This is a genomic window from Actinocatenispora thailandica (assembly GCF_016865425.1).
GTDB lineage: Bacteria > Actinomycetota > Actinomycetes > Mycobacteriales > Micromonosporaceae > Actinocatenispora > Actinocatenispora thailandica.
In genome coordinates this window covers 3922098-3943159 of sequence record NZ_AP023355.1, presented here as the reverse complement: position 1 = coordinate 3943159, position 21062 = coordinate 3922098, and the positions used below count along the sequence as shown (strand labels likewise).

Here is a 21062-nt window from a genome sequence, read left to right as displayed (position 1 = left end):
TATGACTACTCAGGCCGCGACTGCTGAAGATCACGCGACTGCCGTCGGCCGTGTCGCCCGGGTGATCGGCGCCGTGGTCGACGTCGAGTTCCCGCGCGAGGCGATGCCCGCGATCTACAACGCGCTGAAGGTCGACGTCGAGCTGTCGGCCGGCAAGCAGGAGATCACCCTGGAGGTCGCCCAGCACCTCGGCGACAACATGGTGCGGGCGATCTCGCTGAAGCCGACCGACGGCATGGTGCGGGGCGCCGAGGTGCGCGACACCGGCGGCCCGATCTCGGTGCCGGTCGGCGACGCGACCAAGGGCCACGTGTTCGACGTGACCGGTAACGTGCTGAACCTCAAGGACGGCGAGAAGTTCGAGCCGGCCGACCGGTGGGGCATCCACCGCGAGCCGCCGGCGTTCGCCGACCTGGAGCCGAAGACCGAGATGCTGGAGACCGGCATCAAGGTCATCGACCTGCTCACGCCGTACGTGCGGGGCGGGAAGATCGGCCTGTTCGGTGGCGCCGGCGTGGGCAAGACGGTGCTCATCCAGGAGATGATCTACCGTGTCGCCCAGAACTTCGGTGGTACCTCGGTGTTCGCCGGTGTCGGTGAGCGCACCCGTGAGGGCAACGACCTGATCGGTGAGATGACCGAGATGAACGTCTTCGACAAGACGGCGCTCGTGTTCGGCCAGATGGACGAGCCGCCGGGTACCCGGCTTCGGGTGGCGCTGTCCGCGCTGACCATGGCGGAGTACTTCCGGGACGTGCAGAACCAGGAAGTGCTGCTGTTCATCGACAACATCTTCCGGTTCACCCAGGCCGGTTCGGAGGTGTCCACCCTGCTGGGCCGGATGCCGTCCGCGGTGGGTTACCAGCCGACGCTGGCCGACGAGATGGGTGTGCTGCAGGAGCGCATCACCTCGGTCCGCGGCCACGCGATCACCTCGATGCAGGCGATCTACGTGCCGGCCGACGACTACACCGACCCGGCGCCGGCGACCACGTTCGCCCACTTGGACGCGACCACCAACCTGGAGCGGTCGATCTCCGACAAGGGCATCTACCCGGCGGTGGACCCGCTGGCGTCGACGTCCCGGCTGCTCGCCCCGTCGTTCGTCGGCGCCGAGCACTACCAGGTGGCGGAGACGGTCAAGCAGATCCTGCAGAAGTACAAGGACCTGCAGGACATCATCGCCATCCTCGGTATGGACGAGCTGTCCGAAGAGGACAAGGTGACGGTGCAGCGGGCTCGCCGGATCGAGCGGTTCCTGTCCCAGAACACCTTCATGGCGGAGAAGTTCACCGGCCTGGCCGGCTCGTTCGTCCCGATGAAGGAGACCATCGAGGCGTTCAAGAAGCTCGCCGACGGGGAGTACGACCACTTCCCGAGCAGGCGTTCTTCATGTGCGGTGGTCTGGAGGACCTGGAGCGCAACGCGCACGAGCTCGCCAAGAACGAGTAGCTCGCAGCGGTACCGCACGGTTCGGGCCGGTGTCCATTGTGGACGCCGGCCCGAACCTGTACCCGCCGGCGCGGCGCGCCCGAGGCCGGCGGGACCGCCACGCTGGTCGTCGGTCCGACCCTCCCGCCGGGCTGGTCGTCGGTCCGCCGGCAACGGGCTGGGCGGGCGGGTGACGAGCATCCGTTCCGAGGGGGCTGTCCGGGTGACCGGCGGCCGGCGTTCGGTGGTCCGGGACGCCCCGGCCCACTCGGCGGTGCGAACAGGGCGAATCCGACACTGCTGGTAGCCTGGGGGAGTGCGGTGCGTCACTGTTTCCGCGTCTGGGGTGCGCGTCGCGTGCCAGCCGTCACGCATTAGACTTCTTCATCAAATCCCCGTTGCGCCTAGGAGAAGCCGGTGGCCGACCCACTGCACGTCGAGCTCGTCGCGGTCGAGCAGAAAGTCTGGACCGGTGAGGCGAAGATGCTCATCGCCCGCACCACCGAGGGGGAGCTGGGCGTGCTGCCCGGCCATGCACCGCTGCTCGGTGAGCTGGCCGACCCGGGCACGGTCCGGATCCAGCGCGACGGCGAGCCGGAGCTGGTCTACACGGTCAATGGCGGGTTCCTCTCCGTCACCGGCCGCGGCGTGACGGTTCTCGCCGAGACGGTCGAGTTGGGCGAGCCGGCCGAGGCCGGCGCCCACTAGCGCGGGCCGGGCACCGATGCGAGTCTTCGAGGCGATCGGCGTCGGTGTCCTGGTCGTGCTCGTCGTGCTCGGCCTGCTGTTCCTGCGTCGGGCGGTGATCGCCCGGCGTGGCGGCACGATCGAGGTCAGCGTCCGGGTCACCGCCCGGATCCCGGGCCGCGGTTGGGCTCCGGGCTTCGGCCGGTTCGCCGGTGACCAGCTGCTGTGGTACAGGATGTTCAGCCTGGCGATGCGGCCCCGTGAGGTGCTCTCCCGGCGCACCCTGGCGATCCGGTCCCGACGGCCGCCGGGCGGCCCGGAGCTGCTCGTGCTGCCGCCCGACGCGCTCGTGCTGTGTTGCGCCAACGACCGGGACGTCGTCGAGGTCGCCATGACCGAGGGCGCGCTGACCGGTTTCCTGTCCTGGCTCGAGGCCGCCCCGCCGGGGGCGGCCTCGCGGCGTTTCCGCCTCCAGACGGACGACCAGGCCAGCTGACGGCGCCGGTGCACCGGCGGCGGTGCGCCGGCTCAGTCGGCGACCAGCTCGACCTCGTAGCCGTCCTCGTCGGCCAGGTAGCCGGCATAGCAGTCCGGACCACCGGCGTGCGGGTACCGCTCGGCGAACAGTGGCGACCAGCCGTGCCCCGGTGCCGCCGCCATCAGCGCGTCGACCTGGGCCGGGCTACCGGCGTGCAGGGCGAGGTGGTTCAACCCGGGCGCGGTGCGCTCGTGCCGGTCGCCGGTCAGCGCCGGCGACTGCTCCAGCACCAGGTAGGTCGGGCCGAGCCGCCAGGACCGTCCGGCGGGCCACTGCTGGTACGCCGTGTAGCCCAGCTCGCCGAGCAACCAGCCCCAGGACCGCGCGGCGCGGGCCAGATCCGGTACCCACAGCTCGACGTGGTGCAGCGTTCCCCGGCTCACCGTTCCCCGCCGGGCACCCATTTCACGTCGCCGTCCGGGTTGGCCAGCCGGGCCAGGATGAACAGCAGGTCGGACAGCCGGTTCAGGTACTTCGCGGCGAGCACGTTGGTGCGCTCGGGGTCGTGTTCGAGCAGTGCCCAGGCGGACCGCTCGGCCCGGCGGGCGACGGTACGGGCGTGGTGCAGCAGCGCAGCCCCCGGGGTGCCGCCGGGCAGGATGAACGAGTCGAGCTTGCGGCAGCGCGCGTTGAACTCGTCACACCAGCCCTCCAGCCGCGCCACGTAGTCCCCGGTGACCCGCAGCTCCGGGTTCTTCGGTTCCGGGACGATCGGGGTGGCGAGGTCGGCACCCACGTCGAACAGGTCGTTCTGGATCCGGGTGAGCACGCCGGTCAGCTCGTCGTCGAGCCGGCCGAGGGCGAGCGCGGTGCCGAGCACGGCGTTGGTCTCGTCACAGTCGGCGTACGCGGCGATGCGCGGGTCGGTCTTCGGCACCCGGCTGAAGTCGTTCAGCCCGGTGCTGCCGTCGTCGCCGGTGCGGGTGTAGATCCTGGTCAGATGTACCGCCATCAGGCCACCCTAATGCCGGGTCCGGCGGGAGGGGATCCCGGCCGGTGGCCGCTCCGGTGCACCGCCCCGGGGCGCGAACGGATCGGGTGCCGCGCCTACGATGACGCGCGTGGATGTCATCCGGGTCTACGGTGGTACGCGGCTGGCCGGCGAGGTGCCGGTGGCGGGCGCCAAGAACAGCGCACTCAAGCTGATGGCGGCAGCGCTGCTGGCGCCGGGCCGTACCACGATCACCAACGCGCCGGGCATCACCGACATCTCGATCATGGCCGAGGTGCTTCGCCGGCTCGGCTGCGCGGTCGAGGTGGACGGCGGCGACATCACCATCGACACTCCGGAGGAGCTGGAGCCGGAGGCCGACTACAACCTGGTCCGCCGGCTGCGCGCGTCGATCTGTGTGCTCGGTCCGTTGCTGGCCCGCTGCCGGCACGCCCGGGTGGCGCATCCCGGCGGCGACGCGATCGGTTCCCGCGGGCTGGACATGCACGTCGCCGGGCTGTCCCGGATGGGCGCCGAGATCGGCTCCGAGCACGGCTTCGTGGTGGCCAGGGCGGAGCAGCTGACCGGCGCGCAGATCTGGTTGGACTTCCCGAGCGTCGGCGCCACCGAGAACATCCTGATGGCCGCGGTGCTAGCGCGCGGCACCACGGTGATCGACAACGCGGCCCGGGAGCCGGAGATCGTCGATCTCGCGACCATGCTCAACTCGATGGGCGCGCAGGTCTCCGGCGCCGGTACGGCCACCCTGGAGGTGACCGGCGTCGACGCGATGCACCCGACCACGCACCGCACCGTCGGGGACCGGATCGTCGCCGGTACCTGGGCGTTCGGTGCGGTGATGACCCGCGGCGACGTGACGGTGCGGGGTGTGCGGGCGGCGAACCTGAGCGTCGCGCTGGACAAGCTGACCGACGCCGGGGCGGCGATCGAGCAGCTGCCCGAGGCCGACGGCGTACCGGCGTTCCGGGTCGCGATCGATCGTCGTCCGACCGCGGTGGACGTGGTCACGCTGCCGTTCCCGGGCTTCGCCACCGACCTGCTGCCGATGGCGATCGGGCTGGGCGCGGTGTCCGGCGGGGTCTCGCTGATCACCGAGAACATCTTCGACGGCCGATTCATGTTCGTGAACGAGATGTCCCGGCTGGGTGCGGACATCCGCACCGACGGCCATCACGCGGTGGTGCGTGGCCGGGAACGGCTGTCCGGTGCGCCGGTGCGCGCCTCCGACATTCGGGCCGGTGCCGGGCTCGCCATCGCCGGCCTGTGTGCGGAGGGCACCACCGAGGTCAGCCACGTGCACCACATCGACCGCGGCTACCCGCACTTCGTCGAGCAGCTGCGGTCGCTGGGGGCGAAGGCGGAGCGCTGCACCGCTCCCGACGACGACTTCGGCTACTGACCTCGACGTCGGAAACCGGGGCTGCGGCGGCGGTGCCGGGTCGCGATCGGTGCGGCGGCAGGACCGCCGCCCGCGGGGATCGTCAGGTCGGCCGGTGGGCCGCCCGCGGGGATCGTCAGGTCGGCCGGCGCGGCTAGCCGACCAGCCGGCGGGCCTTGTCGAGCTGGTCGACGAAGACCATGACCCGCGAGCTGGCGCCCTCGGCCGAGACGGTGGACCGGATGCCGGCATCGGCGAGCACCTCGCGCACCAGCGTCGCCTGCCGCTTGTTCTCGGTGACCAGCACGGTGCGCAGCAGGCCGTACCCCTCGTCGGCGGATTCGGGTGCGTCCACGACCTGGTCCTGGGCAGCCGGCTCGATCGCCTCGTGCGTACCGTCGGGCACGGGCGGAGTGGCGAGCGGCGGACCGTCGGGGGTCGGCACGGCCGGATCGTCGTCGTTCGGCGACACGTGGTAGCGACGTTCGGTCAGGTCGCTTCCGTAGGTCCAGCGGAGCACGATCGCCAACCCGGCGATGAGGCCGAACGCAATCAGGATGCTGACTGGGGCGGGCACGTCCGTCAGTCTGCCACTGCCGAGCCAGCTTCGACATCGGTGGCCCGGCCACCGAAACAGACCCGTGCCCGAACGGGTCCGGTCCGGCGGCGAGGCGGGGCTCGATCGGTGGCCGGCCGGGTGTCCGGCCGGCTGCTCCGGCGTGTTGTGCCGCGTTCACGTCACCGCGTTCACGTCACCGCGGTGGCGGACCGGCTCGGCGGTCACGCCTGCGCACCGTGGGCCGGCTCGGCGGCCACGCCTGTGCACCGTGGGCCGGCTCGGCGGCCACGCCTGTGCACCGTGGGCCGGCTCGGCGGTCAGACCACCCCGACCCGTCGGGCGAGGGCGCGAAGCTGTTGGCCACCGGCCTCCCGGCGGGCCCGGCGCAGGATGTCGCCGACCGTCTCGCGCACCGTCGTGGAGGCCCGGATGCGTTGCGGCGCCAGCCGTTCGGCGACGCAGAACGCCTCGACCGCGCGAGCGTCCGCGCCGCCCTGCGCGTACCCGCGGCCGAGGTCGGCGAAGAACGACGCGCGCCGGGACGCCGAGTCGACCGCCTCCGGCCGGATCTCCCGGGCGATCTCGTCGACCCGGCCGCCCTCACCCAGCTCGACGGCGATCGCCACCCGCCAGAACCCGATGTTGGTCGGGCCGAAGCACAGCCCGGCGAACTCACCCTCACCGGTACGGGCCGCGACCGCGTCGGCCTCGGCCAGGTGGGCGCGGGTGTCGTCGGCGCGTTCGGTCACGGCGGCGGCGAACGCCGCGGACAGGTGCAGCATCCCGTACACCTGGGCGGTGTCGGCGTTCGCCAGGTGCGGTTGCAGCCGGTCGGCGGCCTCGCCGGCGAGCCGGCCGGTGATCGTCTTGGTCTCCGGGGGCAGCGAGTGCAGCCGGGTGAACGCGGCGAGCCCGAGGTAGGCCGGCTCGGCCAGTTCGGTGGCGGCCCGCCCGCACGCCTGCGCGGCGGTCATCGCGAGGTCGCGGTGGCCCAGGTATTTGAGGGTGTAGGTCGCGCAGTAGGTGGCCCGCACCATCAGCCGCAGCGCCTCCCGGCGCTGCGCCGCGGTACCGGTGCGGCTGCGGGCGCCGAGGTCGCGCAGCAGGTCGGGCAGCAACGGGCCGATCTTGTCGTACCGGGCGGCGGCGCGCAGCGGCTGCAACGCGTCGGTGTCGCGGCGCAGCGTGGCCAGGTCGCGGCCGGCGGTGTGCTCGTCGTCGAGCGCGAGCAGCACCAGCGCCGAGCGTACGGCAGGGACGGTGGCCAGCGCGGCGGCGTGTTCCGGGAACAGCGGCGCGCCGGGTTGGTCGGTCAGGTCGGCGGTGGAGACCTGCAGCGCGGCGGCGACGGCGGTCAGCTGGGATCGCCGGTCGAGGATGCGCTTGCCGTTCTCCACCTCCGACAGCAGCCCGACGGAGATGCCGGCCAGACCGGCAAGCGTCTTGAGCGGCATGCCGCGGTAGCGCCGCCAGGTGCGAATGCGTTCCCCGACAATCGGCCGGTCATCGGGGAGGTACGACTCCCGAGCCATGATTTTTACGGTACGGGCGTTTTACTGGGGGCGATAGGCCTGGCGGAGGGTGATTTGTATCTGACACTCAGCGAGGTGATGTTCGGTCGAACCGGGGAAACGTATCGACCTGCGTGATCGTGCCGATCCCGATGATCTCGCGCGGGCCAGGCGAAGGCACGCAGGATAGCCGGCTTGGACAGAGTTCACTTCGCTGAACTTTTCCGGCTGCTCGGAAAGTAGCCTTGTGATTGCGTTCAGTTGTGTTCCCGTCGACGCCCGGCGGGCCGGACCGATCTCGGGTGACCGGCCCACCGGGCGGACGAGACGGGCAGCCGAACACGTGATGTCAACACCCTTCGAAGCAGAGACCACCAGTCCTGCCGGGAGACGGTCATGGACCCGCAATCAGCCAATCCACTTCTCTCCGACGTCGCAACCCGACTGCTCCGGTCGCATCGCCCCGACGAGGCGGACCCGGACCGGTGTGCGCACCCGCGCTGCCGCCGGCCGTACCCGTGCGAGACGGCGCGGGTGGCCACCGAGGCGACGAGACAGGCCGGTCCGGTACGGCGGCCCCGTCCGGTGTCGCCCGCCGTGGGCTCGACGGCGGCTGCGACGGCCCGATGACCATGGCGACCACCGGTGTGACCCCCGCATCGGCGATCTGGTCCGGCTGGACGCCGCCGCGAGTTCGCAGTTCGAGCGGCCGATCTGGTTCCGGGTGATCGGCGTCCGGCCGTCCCCGACGGTGCCGGGCTGGGTCTACCTGGACGGCTGGGAGCTGGCCGAGGGCCTGGAGATCACCGAGGTGACGGTGTTCGTCCGGGTCGCCGGGCTCACCGTCCGCCCGGACGGTTGACGGTCGGCGCCGCCATCCGGCGCCACCCGGTCCGGACCCCTGAGTAGAGTCCGCTACTGAACGGTAGCTTTGCTCCTGGAAGGGGACGGACATGGCGGGACGGCTCGCGGTGGTCGGCGCCGGGCTGATGGGCTCCGGCATCGCGCAGGTGGCAGCCCAGGCCGGTTGGCAGGTCGACATGCGCGACGTGGACGACGCGGCGCTGGCGCGCGGCCTGGCCGGCATCGAGAAGTCGCTGAACAAGTTCGTCGAGAAGCAGAAGATCAGCGCGCAGGACGCGTCGGACGCGCTCGGCCGGATCGCCACCACCACCGACCTCGGCGTGGTGGCCGAGGCCGACCTCGTCGTCGAGGCGGTGTTCGAGCAGGTCGAGATCAAGCAGCGGGTCTTCATGGAGCTGGACAAGCTCGCCGCGGACGGCGCGGTGCTGGCCACCAACACCTCGGCGATCCCGATCACCACGATCGCCTCGGTGACCCAGCGGCCCGAGTACGTGGTCGGCACCCACTTCTTCTCGCCGGTGCCGATGATGGCGCTGGTGGAACTGGTCCGCGGGTACCAGACGAGCGACGAGACGATGGCCACCGCGACCGCGTTCGCCGAGGGCATCGGCAAGACCGTGGTGACCGTCAACCGGGACATCGCCGGCTTCGTCACCACCCGGCTGATCTGCGCGCTGGCGATGGAGGCCGCCCGGCTGGTGGAGAACGGCGTGATCAGCGCCGCCGACCTGGACACGGCCTGCAAACTCGGCTTCGGGCACGTGATGGGCCCGCTGGCGACCACCGACCTGACCGGCGTGGACGTGTTGGTGCACGCCACCGAGAACATCTACGCCGACAGCAAGGACCCGAAGTTCGCCCCGCCGGAGTCGCTGCTGCGCATGGTCGCCGCCGGCCACCTGGGCCGCAAGTCGGGTCAGGGCTTCTACTCGTACGAGTAGCGGCCGGGTTTGCCACCGCCGGCCCCGGGTATGTCTGTGCCCAACGAGCCGGGGAGGCGTGATGGCCGGGGCACCGCACCAGCTGAGCGAGTACCGGCGCCGCCGGCACTTCGACCGCACCGGTGAGCCGTCCGGGCAGCCCGGCGGCTCACGGGAGCGGGACACGGACGACGGGCTGTTCGTCATCCAGCACCACGCCGCGTCGACCGACCACTACGACTTCCGGCTGGAGGTCGACGGGGTGTTGAAGTCCTGGGCGGTACCGAAGGGGCCGTCCACCGATCCGCGGGACCGGCGGCTGGCCGTACCGACCGAGGACCATCCGCTGGACTACGCGGACTTCGAGGGGACCATCCCGGCCGGCGAGTACGGCGGCGGCACCGTGCTGGTGTGGGACACCGGTGGCTACACCAACACGACGCGGCGGGGCCGGGACGCGGTGTCGATGGCCGACGGGCTGGCGCGCGGGCACGTCACGTTCCGGCTGGGCGGCACGAAGCTGACCGGTGGGTACGCGCTGACCCGGTTCCGCGGCGGCGACCACGAGGCGTGGCTGCTGGTCAAGCAGGACGACGAGGGCGCCGACGCGCGCCGCAACCCGGTGTCCACCCAGACCGAGTCGGTGCTGTCCGGCCGCGACCTGGATCAGATCGCGGCGGCGGACCGGTGACGGTGCAGGTCGGCAGTCGCCGGGTACCCCTGACGCACCCGGACAAGGTCCTGTTCGACGGTGCGCGTGACGGCGGGATCGACAAGGCCGGGCTGGCCGACTACTACCGGCTGGTGGCCGATCGGATGCTGCCGCACCTGCGCGAGCATCCGCTGGCGCTGCAACGCTTCCCGGACGGGGTCGGCGGCTCCGGATTCTTCGCCAAGAAGGTGCCCGACTCGGCGCCGGACTGGGTACACACCGTCAGGGTGGACCGGGTCACCGGCGGCAGCGTGACGATGCTGTGCGCCGACGATGTCGCGACCCTGGTCTACCTGGCCGGTCTGGCCGCGGTGGCGCTGCACCCGTGGCCCAGTCGGGCGTCGGCCCCGCGCCGTCCGGTCAAGCTGATCTTCGACCTGGACCCGCCGGGGCGGACGACTTCCCGGCCGTACGGCGGGCCGCCCTGGCCCTGCACGAGCTGCTGGACGAGCTGGACCTGCCGGGCTATCCGATGACCACCGGCTCGCGCGGCGTGCACGTGATCGTGCCGCTGGCCGGCCGGCAGGATGTCGACGAGGTACGCGAGGTCGCCGGGGCCATCGCCGACCGGCTCGCGGCGAGGCACCCGGACGAACTGACCACCCAGGTGCGCAAGGAGCAGCGGGCGGGTCGGTTGTTCGTGGACACGCTGCGCAACGCGTACGCACAGCACGCGATCGCGCCGTACTCGCCGCGCCCGCTGCCCGGTGCCCCGGTGGCCACCCCGCTGTGCTGGGACGAGCTGGCCGACGACGCGCTGACCAGCGCCCGGCAGTACCGGATCCCGGACCTGGCCGATCGCCTGTCCACTGTGGAGGATCCGTGGTCCGGGATGGCCCGGCACGCCCGGGAGCTCGGGCCGATCCGCCGCCGGCTGGAGGAGGCGGACTGAGTGGGGTACGACTCAGGGCGGAGGCGGATATCGCCGCGGCGGAGGAGGTTCTCGGGGTGGTACCCCTGGCATAGTTCAGGGTGTTCCCCGGTCCCGTCGTGGCCGATGGGGCCGTACCGTCGGTGGTACCGCTGGGGGAGCGGGGAGGCATCGGACCCGGCCGGGTTCGGTTTCGTCATGGGGGTGGCGAGCCGGCGCGGCCGGGTCCGGGGACCGTTGGGGGATCGTCGTGGCAGGTGAGCGCGCGTTGCAGTGCACCGCGAGCGAGCAGCACACCGGCAGCCGGCAGGTCGGCTCGACGGACCAGCCGACGGTGGTGCACGTCTCGGGCCGGTTCGACACCCACACTGCTGCCTCCGTTCGGGAACGGCTGCATGCGGCGGTGGCCCAGGGAGACGGCCTGCTGCTGATCGACATGTCCACTGTGGACACTTTCGACGCCACCGGGTTGGGCGTGCTGGTGGGCACCCATCGGCTCGCCGAGCAGGCCGGCCGACAGCTCGCGCTGCGCGGCACCCCGGCCCGGCTGACCCGGCTGCTGCACCTGACCCGGCTCGACCGGTTCCTGCCCACCGTCCCGGTGCCGCCGGCGAATCCCTCGTTCGGTTCCTGGCATCCGGGCGACGGGTCGCGTTTCACCGCCGCCTGAGCGGCTCCTTGAACGGCGCCCGCGACCGGCACAATTCTCGGCGCCCGGTCGAACGTTTGTCGGAATGCGCCAATCGGGATTCCCGAAAAGAATGACGGATAGTGTTCACCGACCGATTGCCACGCGGCCTCGCGGTGACCGTCAGTGAAATGGATCGTCAAACGGCGCCGGTGTGCGGGCGCAGTCGCTTGGCCGCGGCGTCGAACGCGACCCGCAGCCGGTCCGGGTCCTGCGCGCAGACCGCGTCGTGGAATCCGGCCTCGAGCTGATCGGCGATCGCGATCAGCGCGGGATGCAGGGCGACCGCATTCATCCGGCTGACCGCCTTCATCGCCGGAATCCATGCCTCGACCTCGGTGCCCGAGCTGGGCAGCTCGCACATGATCAGCTGCATGTAAGCCTCGCGAGCGGCCTCGGTCAGGCTCAGGCCCTGCATGTCGTCCATCGGCGTCCTCGTGCGTGTGTTCCGATGTGCGGGTCGCGACGTCTATCCGCGATGTGCGTATCGCCGCGCGTCAAAGCGGTGGGGCAAGTCAAGCACAATTACCCAGCCAGGGGAATACCGCCTGAATTCGCATGTTGCGATCGCCGGCATCGGCCGGGCTCGGTGAATGCCATCGTAGGACCCCCAAGATGGGAATTTCCTGACAGCGTCGCTCGGTCAATGCCCGAGCAGGACGAACAGCCCGATCGTCGCGATCGCGCCGGTACCGAATACCGCGCCGAACGCCCGCGCGGTCATCGGCTGGCCGTACCGGGACAGCCAGCTCAGCGCCCCGGGCACGCCGGCCACGACGCCGAGCGCGAACGCCACGTCGGCGATCACCCGGGCCGCGGCACGTTCCCCGACCGGCATCCCCGGCGCGGCGACCAGCAGGGCGGTACCGATGCCGGCGCAGACCAGCGCGCCGACCGCGCCGGCGAGCACCATCGCCGCCCAGATCGGTACCGGCGGGCGCAGCGGCAGTTCACCCAGCCGCGCGGCGGTGACGGTGCGCTCGGCGCGGTCCAGCAGTTCGGTGGCGGGGAGCGCCGGCTGCGCCGTCACCGCCCGCGGGATCGGCGTCGGCCCCAGGTCGCGGGGCCGGCCCGGCAGCGCGGCCAGCTCCCGCCAGATTCGCCGGGCCCGGCGGTCGACCGCCTCGACCTGGTCGGCCGCCGCGGCGACGTCGGACCGGGCGGCGTGCACCCGGCCGGCCGACTCGCCGAGCCGGTCGGCGATCTCCCGGCGCCCGGTCACCAGCGCCTGGTCGGTCCGGTCGTGCCCGGCGACCTGGTCGTGCAGCGGCGCCGCGAGCGCGGCCACCGCCCGGCGGTACCGCTCCCGCGGCGATCCGGTACCGGCGAGCGGTCGGGTGTCGGCCAGCTGGCTCATCGCGGCTCCTCCGGTCCGGGGCGGCCCGATGGCCGCGGGCTCATCGCGGCTCCTCGGTCCGGTACGGGATGACCACCCGCGGATGGCGGTCCACTGCGCGGTCGAAGAACAGCGCCCGGCGCTCCCGCGGGTACCAGTGCGGGCCGCCCGGCTCGGTGGACAGCGGCGCGAGCTCGCCGCCCTGGACGTCCAGCGCGAGCCAGGCGCCGAACGCGTCGAACCGGGCGCCGAGACCGCCGAGGTCGTCGCGCAGCCGCGGTACCGAACGCCACCAGCCGAGCAGGTGGGTGCGCAGTTCGGGGCCGCGGCCCAGGATGTCCTTCAGATCGTCCCGGGCGCTGCGCCGGGTGGCCGGATCCTTGCGTTCCAGCCGGGTGGCGGCCGCGTCCACCGCGTACGCCAGCAGCACGTGCGGCCGGGCCGGCTCGTCGCCACCGTCCCGCAGCGCCTGGGCGGTGCCGGCGAGCAGCCCGCACACCCCGTCCCGGTCGTACCAGTCGACGTGGTGGCCGCCAGCGCCCAGCTCGTCGTGCAGCCGCTTGGCCGCCTCGACCGCGTCGTCGTCCAGGCAGACCAGGCTGAACCGCACCGCGCCCGGCCGGTACTGCGCGGCGAGCGAGACCGCGGCGGTGGCGAGCACGTCGCACGCCTCCGCCGCGCGGGCGCCGAGTATCGCGAGGTTGCGGCCGGGGGAGCGGGACAGCCGCACCCCGGCGGACCGGCCGGTCACGTCGATGGTGTGGCCGACCAGCGCGACCGGGGTACGGCTCGGCTCCGGTCCCGGTGCCATCGCGGCCAGGTCCGCGGACTCGGACAGCAGCGGCACCCGGCCACCGTCGAACAGCACCGGTGGTGCGGAGTCCGGGTCGCGGCGCTGCCAGAGCCGCTGCTGCAGCACGTCCAGGGTGCCGCGGCGGCCGGCGTCCGGGATGTGCGCGACCCGGTTCGCCGGCTCGGCACCGGAGTCCGGGTTGATCACCGCGTGGTGCCGGGGCACCGTGTCCGCAGCGAGGTTGCCCTCGGCGAGGATCCGGCGTGCCTTCGGCAGCGCGATGCGCAGGGTGAACTGGGCGACCATCGAGGCGCGTCCCCACAGCGCGTCGATGCCGGACAGGTCCTGGCTGGCCAGGATCAGGTGGATGCCCTGGGACCGGCCGCGCCGGGCCAGGTCCTCCAGCAACCTGGCCGCCTCCAGCGCGACCGCGTCCCGGCCGTCCAGCAGCACCTGGAACTCGTCGACGACCGCGACGATGCGCGGCCAGTGCCCGGCCGGGTCCTCGGTGCGCAGTTCGGCGAGCTTGGTCGCCTCGTACGCCTTGGCCGCCTCGGCCCGCTCCCGCAGCTGCTGGTGCAGGAACGCGAGCAGGGCCAGGCCGTACTCCCGGTCGGTGTTGACGTTGACCCCGACCAGCCGGACGTGCGGCAGCCAGCTCGGGTCCCGGCGGCCCGGCGCGAACCGGGCGAACGACACGCCCTCCTTGAAGTCCAGCAGGTAGAGCGCCAGCTCGTCCGGTGAGTAGCGGGCCGCCAGCGACCCGATCAGCGCGTAGAGCAGGTTGGTCTTGCCGGTACCGGAGGGGCCGCCGACCAGTGCGTGCGGCGGCGAGTCGCCGAGTTCGACGTCGATGAGTCGGCCGTCCGGGCCGGCGCCGACCGGCGCGACCAACCGGTCCGCCGACGACTCGGTCCACTCCCGCGCGGGCAGCAGGTCGGCGAACACCGCCGGGTCCGGCCCGGCCAGTACCTTCGCGGCGATGGACCGGCTGGTGCCGGTGGCGAGTTCGATCGACGGCGGCGGGTCGAGCTGCACCAGGAACTGGTTACCGGTCAGCGAGGTCCAGGCCCGGTCGCCCCACAGCACCACCCGGTCGAGCTGCGGCTGCTGGCGCCACTCACCGGCCGGCCCGATCCCGGCGATCAGCAGCTGCACGCCGCAGGCCGGCCCGGTGCGGATCAGCCGGTCGAGCTGGGCCTGCTGGGCGCCGGTCAGCTCGGCGCCGTCGCCCTCGCCGAGCAGGACCGCGATCCGCCACGGCTCCGGCCGGCGGCCGGTCGCGGCGTGCAGCTCGCGCAGCGACGCGTAGTCGCCGGCGAGCACCGTCTCGTTGATCCGGCGGACCTGTTCGACCAGCCCGTCCAGCACGTCGCCGAGCCCGCCCGGCCCGACGAAGGTGAGCAGGCCGGCCTGCGCCAGCGGCGCGAACGCGGCGAGGCTGCCGCCGAGCCGCTCCGGGTCGTACACGGTCAGCTGGACCGACCCGGGCACGGTCGAGCCGAGCACCCGCAGCAGCAGCGAGCCGACGAAGCGGTGTACCCGTTCGGTCGGCCGGTGCGTGACCGCGGTCGTCGGGTCGGGTTCGGTCGCCGGGGTGGGCACCGCGAGTTCGGCCCGTTCGTGGCCGGGGTCCTCGATCAGCAGGTGCGCCTCGTCCAGCAGCGCGACCAGGGCCGGCAGCGGCGGCTCGGAGCCGGCGACCACGTCACGGGCCAGCAGCCGGCCGATCCGGTACAGCCCGGGTGGCTGGGACCGGGCCGGCAGTGTCGGCGCCCAGTGCGGCCAGTCGAGGCCGGCGGCGCCGGGCGCCTGCTCGACCGCGAGCGCGGTGAGCTGTTCGGCCGCGGCGCGCAGCCGGTGCAGCGACTGCCGGTCCACCTCACCACGGCGGGTAGCGTGCGCCGCCAGCAGGCGCTGGCCGCAACGTTGCGCCTCGCGCTCGGCGTTGGCATGCTCGGTGCGCGCCGCGTCGGCTGCCGCCTCGGCCGCGGCGAGGTCGGCACGGGCCGAGCCGCGGGCGTACGAGAGGGTCTGCCGGAGCTGTTCGACCAGCTCGCGGCGGCTACCGGCCATCGCGGCGCAGCGTCTCGTCGGGGCGCTGGCGCGCGGTGGCGGTCAGCTCCGGCAGCCGGTCCTCGGTGGCGCCGAGCGCCCGGAGCAGCTCGCCGACCAGGATCGGCCAGCCGACGACCGCGTCGACCGGGTGCCGCTGAGCCGCCGCGTGCCGGGCGCCGAACGGGTCGCACAGCTGCCCGACCAGTTCCGCCGGCAGTTCCGGCGGGAGTTCCGGCAGCAGCTCGGTGATCCGGCCGGCACCGCGGGCGGTGAGTCTCTTCGCGTCGTCCGGGCCGAGCGGGTGGCCGGCCAGTTCGGCCCCGAGCCGGCGGGCGGCCCGGTCGGCCGGCGCGGCGAGCGCCATCCCGGTCGCCGGGTGGGTGGCCAGCAGCGCGTCCCGGTAGGCGTCCCGGCCGCCGCGCGCGGCGGCGCTGAGCCGGCCCAACGCGTCCGCCGGCTCCTCCGGCGCGGCGCCCCCGCGGTCGCCGTCGGTGCGGACCGTCTGGGGGCGCTGCTCGTCGGCGGGCCGGCCGGTGAGCACGTCGACCCGCTCCTGCCACCAGGACCGCAGCGCCAGGACCGGCTCGACGTCGGGTTCGGTGTCGCCGGGGGTGCTGCGCGCCCGGGCGGCGGCCACCGGCGCGGGGCCGGGGGATGCGACCCCGGCGATGCCGATGCCGGTCAGGTAGCCGTCGAGTTCGGTCAGTACCGACCGGGTCGCCGCGATCGCGCTGTCCAGGTGGCTGCCGGCCAGCGTGAGCTGGCCGAGCCAGTCGGCGTGGCCGGACTCGCGCATCATGTACCCGCAGCGTTCGGTGGCGTCGCGCAGCTGGGTCGCGGCGCGGGTCAGTTCGGGCAGCGGCAACTGTTGCCCGATCTCGCGCAGCCGGGCACCGAGGGACTCGACGAGGGACGGCACGGCGCTACAGGCTGGCGAGGTAGGTCTGGGCCTGCTCGACCGCGCCGATCGTGGTGGCCAGGCAGTTGTCCAGGTCGTCGCGGGCGGCCACCAGCGCCGCCTGGGCGGTCTGCACCGCCTCGGCGCCGGACCCCTCGACCGCGAGGGCGAGGTTCTGCTGGGCGGCGTCCAGCTTCTCGTTGGCGAGCTGGACCGCCTGCTGGCCGTCCTGTACCTCGGCCACGGCGGCGTGGATCGCCGACTTGACCTCGGCCACGTTGATCGTCACGTAGGCCTCCTCACGAGCGCTGGCACGACAGGCAGGCCCTTCAGGGACGCCCGGTCGGGTAACGGGACTGCCGCGACTCCTCTGCACGCGCGGGCGCATCAATCATGTCAAGAACGACAAAAGGACACCAGGAAAACGTCAACATGTCGTGCCTGTGTCGTAACTGACAGTCGCATAGCCGGCGGACCGTGTCCACTTTTCGGGCCCTCTCACGTCACCTCGCCTCCTTTGCGACAAGTATGTGCCGACATCCCGCGACGACGGAAGGTGCGATACGCGACACCGCGCGTTGGGTGTGTCCGGTAAGGTGTTCGCCCCGCCGCCCCGCCGCCCCGCCGCCCCGCCGCCCCGCCGCCCCGCCGCCCCGCGCGCCCAAGCGCCCAGGCGCCCAGGCGTGCTGGGTGTGCCGGCCAAACATTCGTCCAAGACGCGCCGGTGCCGCCGCGACGATGCTCGACCCGTACCGACCAGGTGAGGGGTGGGCGATGACGGTGGTGGGCGAGGCGCCGACGGTGCGGGTGGCGGGTGGCCGAGTGGCCGGGCGGCTCGACGGGGGAGTCGCCGCGTTTCTCGGCATCCCGTACGCGGCAGCACCGTTCGGTCCGCGCCGGCTGCTGCCGCCCGCGCCGCCGGTGCCGTGGGAGGGGGTGCGCGACGCCGGGCGGTACGGGCCGACCTGTCCCAAGGGGCCGGGCACGCCGCTGTTCCCGGAGGTCGTGATCGACGGCGAGGACTGCCTCAACCTCAACGTCTGGACCCCCGATCCGCACACCACCGGGCTGCCGGTACTGGTGTGGATCCACGGCGGCGCGTTCACCACCGGCGCCGGCTCCCTGCCCGGCTACCGGGGCAGCTCGTTCGCCCGGGACGGCGTGGTGTGCGTGACGATCAACTACCGGCTCGGTGCGGAGGGCTTCCTGTACCTCGGCGACGGGGTCGCGAACCTGGGGCTGCTGGACCAGCTCGCCGCGCTGGCGTGGGTGCGGGACAACATCGCCGCGTTCGGCGGGGATCCGGACCGGGTCACCGTCGCCGGCCAGTCCGCCGGCGCGGTCAGCGTCGCCACCCTGCTGGCCGTGCCGCGCTCGGCCGGTCTGTTCGGCCGGGCGATCGCGCAGAGCGGGTCGGCCGCCCGCACCCTGACCCCGGACGCCGCCGTCGGGGTCGCCGCCCGGCTGGCCGCCGTGCTCCACGTCGCACCGACCCGGGCCGCCTTCCGCGAGGTGCCGGCCGGCGAGCTCGCCCGGGCGTCGGCCGCACTGGTGGCGGCGAGCCAGGTACCGCACGATCCGACCAGCTGGGACGTGCTGCCGTTCGCCCCGGTGATCGACGGTGACACGCTGCCCGCGCACCCGTTCGACGCGGTACGCGGCGGGGCCGGTCGCGGCGTGCGGCTGCTCACCGGCTGGAACCGGGACGACACCCGGATCGGGCTGGTACCCACCGGCCTGATCGACGCGGTCGACGAGACGATGCTGGCCGGCGTAGTGGCCGCGCTCGGCGGACCCGACGGTACGGTCCAGCGCTACCGGTCGGCCCGGCCCGGGGCGAGCAGCGGCGAGCTGCTGGCCGCGGTGACCACCGACCGGTCGCTGCGGCTGCCGATCACCCGGGGCGTCGAGGCCCGGCTGGCCGGCGGCGCCACCGGCAACTGGCTGTACCGCTTCGACCATGCGTCGTCGAGCTTCGGCGGCCGGCTCGGTGCCGCGCACGCGGTGGAGCTGCCGTACGTGTTCGACCTGCTGGACGACGAGTCGACCCGGCCGCTGATCGGCGCCGACCCGTCGCCCGCCGTGGCGCAGACGGTGCACGGCGCCTGGGTCCGGTTCGTCGCCGCCGGCGACCCGGGCTGGCCCCGCTACGACCAGGCCGGCCGCGACACCGCACTGATCGGCGCGGGCATCACGGTGGCCGCCGACCCCGACGGCGAGCTGCGGGACACGTGGTCGGGGTGATACTGACCGTGGCGGCCGGTTCCTGGCGGGCCGTTTCGGGCAGGGCCAGGCCGGTTCGGGTCGGACCGGTCGGTCCGGTCGGTCCGGTCCGGTCGGTCCGGGCGGGTCGGTCCGGGCGGGTCGGTCCGGTCCGGTCGGGTCGGTCCGGGCGGGTCGGGGAGATGCCGGTGCCGTGCCCCGGCCCCTGCCCCGGCGAGGAAGCACGGAGATGCGGATGGGTGGACACCTGCGACGCACGGCCCGGGCACCGCGGTGGCGCATCGCCACCTACGCCCGGCCCGGCGTCGCGATGGCCGGCTACGGCGACGAGGCGAACGAGTACGGCGACATCGCGCTGGTGCCGCACCCGGCGCTGACCCTACTGTTCGACCTCGGCGAGCGGCCGTTCGTGGTCGAGGACGCCGGTGGCGCCCGGCAGCGCGAGCGCGTCGTGGCCGGGCTCGCACCCGTCCGGGCCCGCGGCCGGGGCCTCGCCGGCCGCTCCGAGTGCCTCCAGCTGCGGCTCTCCCCGCTGCTGGGGTACCCGCTGCTCGGCGCCGCCGCCGACCTGCGTGGCGCGGTCGTCGCCCTGGACGACCTGTGGGGCCGCGAGGCGGTACGCATCCAGGAACGGTTGCGGGCCGCGGGCACGTGGCCGGACCGGTTCGCGATCGTCGCCGCCGCGCTGGAGCGCCGGCACCGCGACGCGGTGCGTACCGTCGAACCCGAGGTCGCGCACTGCTGGCGCCGGCTGACCGCCACCGGCGGCCGGGTACGGGTCGACCGGCTCGCCGCCGAGGTCGGCTGGAGCCGTACCCGGCTGTGGTCCCGGTTCGGTGCGCAGGTCGGCATCACCCCGAAGCGGGCCGGGCAGCTGATCCGGTTCGACCGCGCGGTGCACCGCCTCGCCGCGGGCCATCCCGCCGCGTCGGCCGCGATCGACTGCGGCTACGTCGACCAGTCGCACCTGCACCGGGACGTGGCCTCGTTCGCCGGCGCCACCCCGACCGAGGTCGCGGCGTCCCCGTTCCTCGCCCTCGACCACGTCGCCTGGCCCACCCGGTACCGCTGAGCCGTCGCATCGCCGACCGCTGGGCCGCACCGTCGACTGCGGAGCCGTCATGCCGCCGGATCGCCGTGGCCGGCGGCCGCTGTCGCTGGCGCCGGCCCCGATCCCTCGGCATCGTGGTCCCTCGGCTGTCGGTGTCGACCGGGGCCCTCGCGGAGCGCGGGACTTCCGGGCCGGGATCATGGGGGAGTGGGCGGCGGGTTCGGGCGGGTCTGGGCGGCGGCGACCGTCTCCGGCTTCGGCTCGTACGTCACCGGACTCGCGCTTTCGGTGCTGCTGGTCGTGACGCTGTCCGCGTCGGCCACCGAGCTGGGCGTGGTCGGCGCCGCACAGTGGCTGCCGTACCTGCTGTTCGGACTGCTCGCCGGGGTCTTCATCGACCGGCACCGGCGGCGCGGGCTGATCGCCGCCACCGAGATCGGCCGGGGCCTGCTGCTGCTCGCCATCCCGATCCTCGCCGCGCTCGGCCTGCTGCGGGTCTGGGTCGTGGTGGTGTTCCTGCTGCCGTTCGGCGCGCTGTCGTTGCTCGGCACCGCCGCCAACCAGGCGTACCTGCCGCGGCTGGTGCCGGCCGCCGACCTGACCCGCGCCAACGCGGCGCTGGAGCGCAGCGGGATCGCCGCGCAGACCGTCGGCCCGGCGCTCGCCGGCGGGCTGGTACGCATCATCGGCGCGCCGCTCGCGGTGCTGGTCGACGCCGCGTCCTACCTGGTGTCCGGGGCGCTGGTGGCGAGCGTACGGACGCCCGAACCGGCGCCGGACCGAGCCCGGCGCCGGCGGATCCGTACCGAACTCGCCGAGGGGCTGTCGTTCGTCTACCGGCACCGCACCCTCGCCCCGTACGCGCTCGGCACCCACGTCTGGTTCGTCGCGACCGCGATGGCGAGCACGCTGTGGGCGCCGTACGTGTTGCGGCAGGCCGGGCTCGGCTCCGTCGGGCTCGGCATCACCCTCGCCGCGGCCGGGGTCGGCGGCGTCGTCGGCAACACCCTCGGGGTACGGCTGGGCGGCCGGATCGGCGCCGGCGGCACCGTGGTCGTCGGCCGCTGGGTGTCCCCGGTCGCGTTCGGCCTGGTGGCGCTCGTCCCGCCGACCGGCGCGCTGGGTTGGGTCGTCGCGGTGGCCGGCCAGGCGCTGTTCGGGCTCGGCATGGGCATCGACGGGCCGATGGAGTCGGCCTACCGGCAGACCGTCACGCCGGATGCGTTGCAGGGCAGGATGAATGCCACGATCCGCTCGACGAACTGGGGGCTGCGCACCGTCGGCGCCCCGCTCGGCGGCGTCCTCGGCGACCACCTCGGCTACCGCCCCGCCTTCGCCGTGGCCGCCGCCGTCTACGTCGCCGCCGCCCTCGCCATGACCCTCTCCCCGTACCGCACCGCCCGCCTCCCGTCCTGATCCGAGCCCCCAAGATCGAGAGCTGGCACGGGCGAAACTGTGATTATTGCTATATGTAACGCTTGAAATTGGATCACTGAGTGTGGCTGCCGTCGCCGGTTGTGTCCGTTTTGCCGTGGGTTTGCTCTGCGATTTCTGTAAGGTGTCTTCCCTGTGGGTGTGGTTTTCCGGTAGCT

19 protein-coding genes and 2 pseudogenes are annotated in these 21062 nt (G+C 73.4%); 12 read left to right on the top strand and 9 right to left on the bottom strand.

Features of this window, described 5'->3' with window-relative positions:
- Position 1 precedes the first annotated feature (1 nt).
- From atpD to Athai_RS17590, 3 genes and pseudogenes are all read left to right on the top strand, one after another.
- A pseudogene (gene atpD, locus Athai_RS17600) lies at positions 2-1452 on the top strand (F0F1 ATP synthase subunit beta).
- 396 nt (positions 1453-1848) lie between these two features.
- Positions 1849-2139, top strand: a complete 291-nt coding sequence (locus tag Athai_RS17595; RefSeq protein ID WP_203962484.1) for a F0F1 ATP synthase subunit epsilon — start codon at positions 1849-1851, stop codon at positions 2137-2139.
- Between the two features lie 16 nt (positions 2140-2155).
- On the top strand, positions 2156-2614 hold the full coding sequence (locus tag Athai_RS17590; protein ID WP_203962483.1) for a DUF2550 domain-containing protein: 459 nt from the start codon (positions 2156-2158) through the stop codon (positions 2612-2614).
- Positions 2615-2646: 32 nt separating this feature from the next.
- On the opposite strand, the gene Athai_RS17585 is transcribed toward Athai_RS17590, so the two are convergent.
- Positions 2647-3060: a VOC family protein gene (locus Athai_RS17585; RefSeq protein ID WP_203962482.1), complete on the bottom strand. Its 414-nt coding sequence runs from the start codon at positions 3058-3060 to the stop codon at positions 2647-2649.
- Complete coding sequence (locus tag Athai_RS17580) at positions 3036-3608, bottom strand: cob(I)yrinic acid a,c-diamide adenosyltransferase (protein WP_203962481.1); 573 nt, start codon at positions 3606-3608, stop codon at positions 3036-3038. Before Athai_RS17580 ends, Athai_RS17585 begins: the two co-directional genes overlap by 25 nt.
- 100 nt (positions 3609-3708) lie before the next feature.
- On the opposite strand from Athai_RS17580, the gene murA reads away from it, so the two are divergent.
- Positions 3709-5007, top strand: coding sequence for a UDP-N-acetylglucosamine 1-carboxyvinyltransferase (murA, locus tag Athai_RS17575; protein WP_203962480.1), 1299 nt, complete (start codon positions 3709-3711; stop codon positions 5005-5007).
- A 133-nt stretch (positions 5008-5140) separates the two neighbouring features.
- Here murA and Athai_RS17570 read toward each other — a convergent pair whose 3' ends face one another.
- Together Athai_RS17570 and Athai_RS17565 are read right to left on the bottom strand one after the other, a co-directional pair.
- Complete coding sequence (locus Athai_RS17570; protein ID WP_203962479.1) at positions 5141-5563, bottom strand: putative signal transducing protein; 423 nt, start codon at positions 5561-5563, stop codon at positions 5141-5143.
- Between the two features lie 299 nt (positions 5564-5862).
- The gene (locus Athai_RS17565) at positions 5863-7077 is read right to left on the bottom strand and encodes a helix-turn-helix domain-containing protein (RefSeq protein ID WP_203962478.1); all 1215 of its coding nucleotides are present in this window, start codon (positions 7075-7077) and stop codon (positions 5863-5865) included.
- A gap of 703 nt (positions 7078-7780) precedes the next feature.
- Between Athai_RS17565 and Athai_RS17560 the strand changes: the two genes are divergently transcribed.
- The 5 genes and pseudogenes from Athai_RS17560 to Athai_RS17535 all read left to right on the top strand — a co-directional run bounded on the left by Athai_RS17560 (position 7781) and on the right by Athai_RS17535 (position 11093).
- A complete protein-coding gene (locus tag Athai_RS17560; RefSeq protein WP_203962477.1) occupies positions 7781-7918 on the top strand; it encodes a hypothetical protein in 138 nt (45 codons plus the stop codon).
- Positions 7919-8009: 91 nt separating this feature from the next.
- On the top strand, positions 8010-8861 hold the full coding sequence (locus Athai_RS17555) for a 3-hydroxyacyl-CoA dehydrogenase family protein (RefSeq protein WP_203962476.1): 852 nt from the start codon (positions 8010-8012) through the stop codon (positions 8859-8861).
- Positions 8862-8922: 61 nt separating this feature from the next.
- Positions 8923-9531 (top strand): DNA polymerase ligase N-terminal domain-containing protein, encoded by a 609-nt coding sequence (locus tag Athai_RS17550; RefSeq protein ID WP_203962475.1) that lies wholly within the window; start codon positions 8923-8925, stop codon positions 9529-9531.
- Between the two features lie 125 nt (positions 9532-9656).
- A pseudogene (locus Athai_RS35305) lies at positions 9657-10444 on the top strand (DNA polymerase domain-containing protein).
- 229 nt (positions 10445-10673) lie between these two features.
- Positions 10674-11093: an STAS domain-containing protein gene (locus tag Athai_RS17535; RefSeq protein ID WP_239157011.1), complete on the top strand. Its 420-nt coding sequence runs from the start codon at positions 10674-10676 to the stop codon at positions 11091-11093.
- Between the two features lie 157 nt (positions 11094-11250).
- Here Athai_RS17535 and Athai_RS17530 read toward each other — a convergent pair whose 3' ends face one another.
- From Athai_RS17530 to Athai_RS17510, 5 genes are all read right to left on the bottom strand, one after another.
- The gene (locus tag Athai_RS17530) at positions 11251-11538 is read right to left on the bottom strand and encodes a hypothetical protein (protein WP_030448081.1); all 288 of its coding nucleotides are present in this window, start codon (positions 11536-11538) and stop codon (positions 11251-11253) included.
- Positions 11539-11754: 216 nt separating this feature from the next.
- A complete protein-coding gene (locus Athai_RS17525) occupies positions 11755-12468 on the bottom strand; it encodes a hypothetical protein (protein ID WP_203962472.1) in 714 nt (237 codons plus the stop codon).
- Positions 12469-12508: 40 nt separating this feature from the next.
- Positions 12509-15316 carry an FtsK/SpoIIIE domain-containing protein gene (locus Athai_RS17520; protein ID WP_203962471.1) on the bottom strand — a complete coding sequence of 936 codons (2808 nt, stop codon included), beginning with the start codon at positions 15314-15316 and terminating at the stop codon, positions 12509-12511.
- Positions 15306-16217: a hypothetical protein gene (locus tag Athai_RS17515; protein ID WP_203962470.1), complete on the bottom strand. Its 912-nt coding sequence runs from the start codon at positions 16215-16217 to the stop codon at positions 15306-15308. Before Athai_RS17515 ends, Athai_RS17520 begins: the two co-directional genes overlap by 11 nt.
- Positions 16218-16221: 4 nt before the next feature.
- Positions 16222-16485, bottom strand: coding sequence for a hypothetical protein (locus tag Athai_RS17510; RefSeq protein WP_225918396.1), 264 nt, complete (start codon positions 16483-16485; stop codon positions 16222-16224).
- Positions 16486-16970: 485 nt separating this feature from the next.
- Here Athai_RS17510 and Athai_RS17505 point away from each other — a divergent pair, with 485 nt between their 5' ends.
- The 3 genes from Athai_RS17505 to Athai_RS17495 all read left to right on the top strand — a co-directional run bounded on the left by Athai_RS17505 (position 16971) and on the right by Athai_RS17495 (position 20886).
- Positions 16971-18440: a carboxylesterase/lipase family protein gene (locus tag Athai_RS17505; protein WP_203962469.1), complete on the top strand. Its 1470-nt coding sequence runs from the start codon at positions 16971-16973 to the stop codon at positions 18438-18440.
- Between the two features lie 214 nt (positions 18441-18654).
- The gene (locus Athai_RS17500) at positions 18655-19491 is read left to right on the top strand and encodes an AraC family transcriptional regulator (RefSeq protein ID WP_239157010.1); all 837 of its coding nucleotides are present in this window, start codon (positions 18655-18657) and stop codon (positions 19489-19491) included.
- Between the two features lie 186 nt (positions 19492-19677).
- On the top strand, positions 19678-20886 hold the full coding sequence (locus Athai_RS17495; protein WP_203962468.1) for an MFS transporter: 1209 nt from the start codon (positions 19678-19680) through the stop codon (positions 20884-20886).
- The last annotated feature ends 176 nt before the right edge of the window (positions 20887-21062 follow it).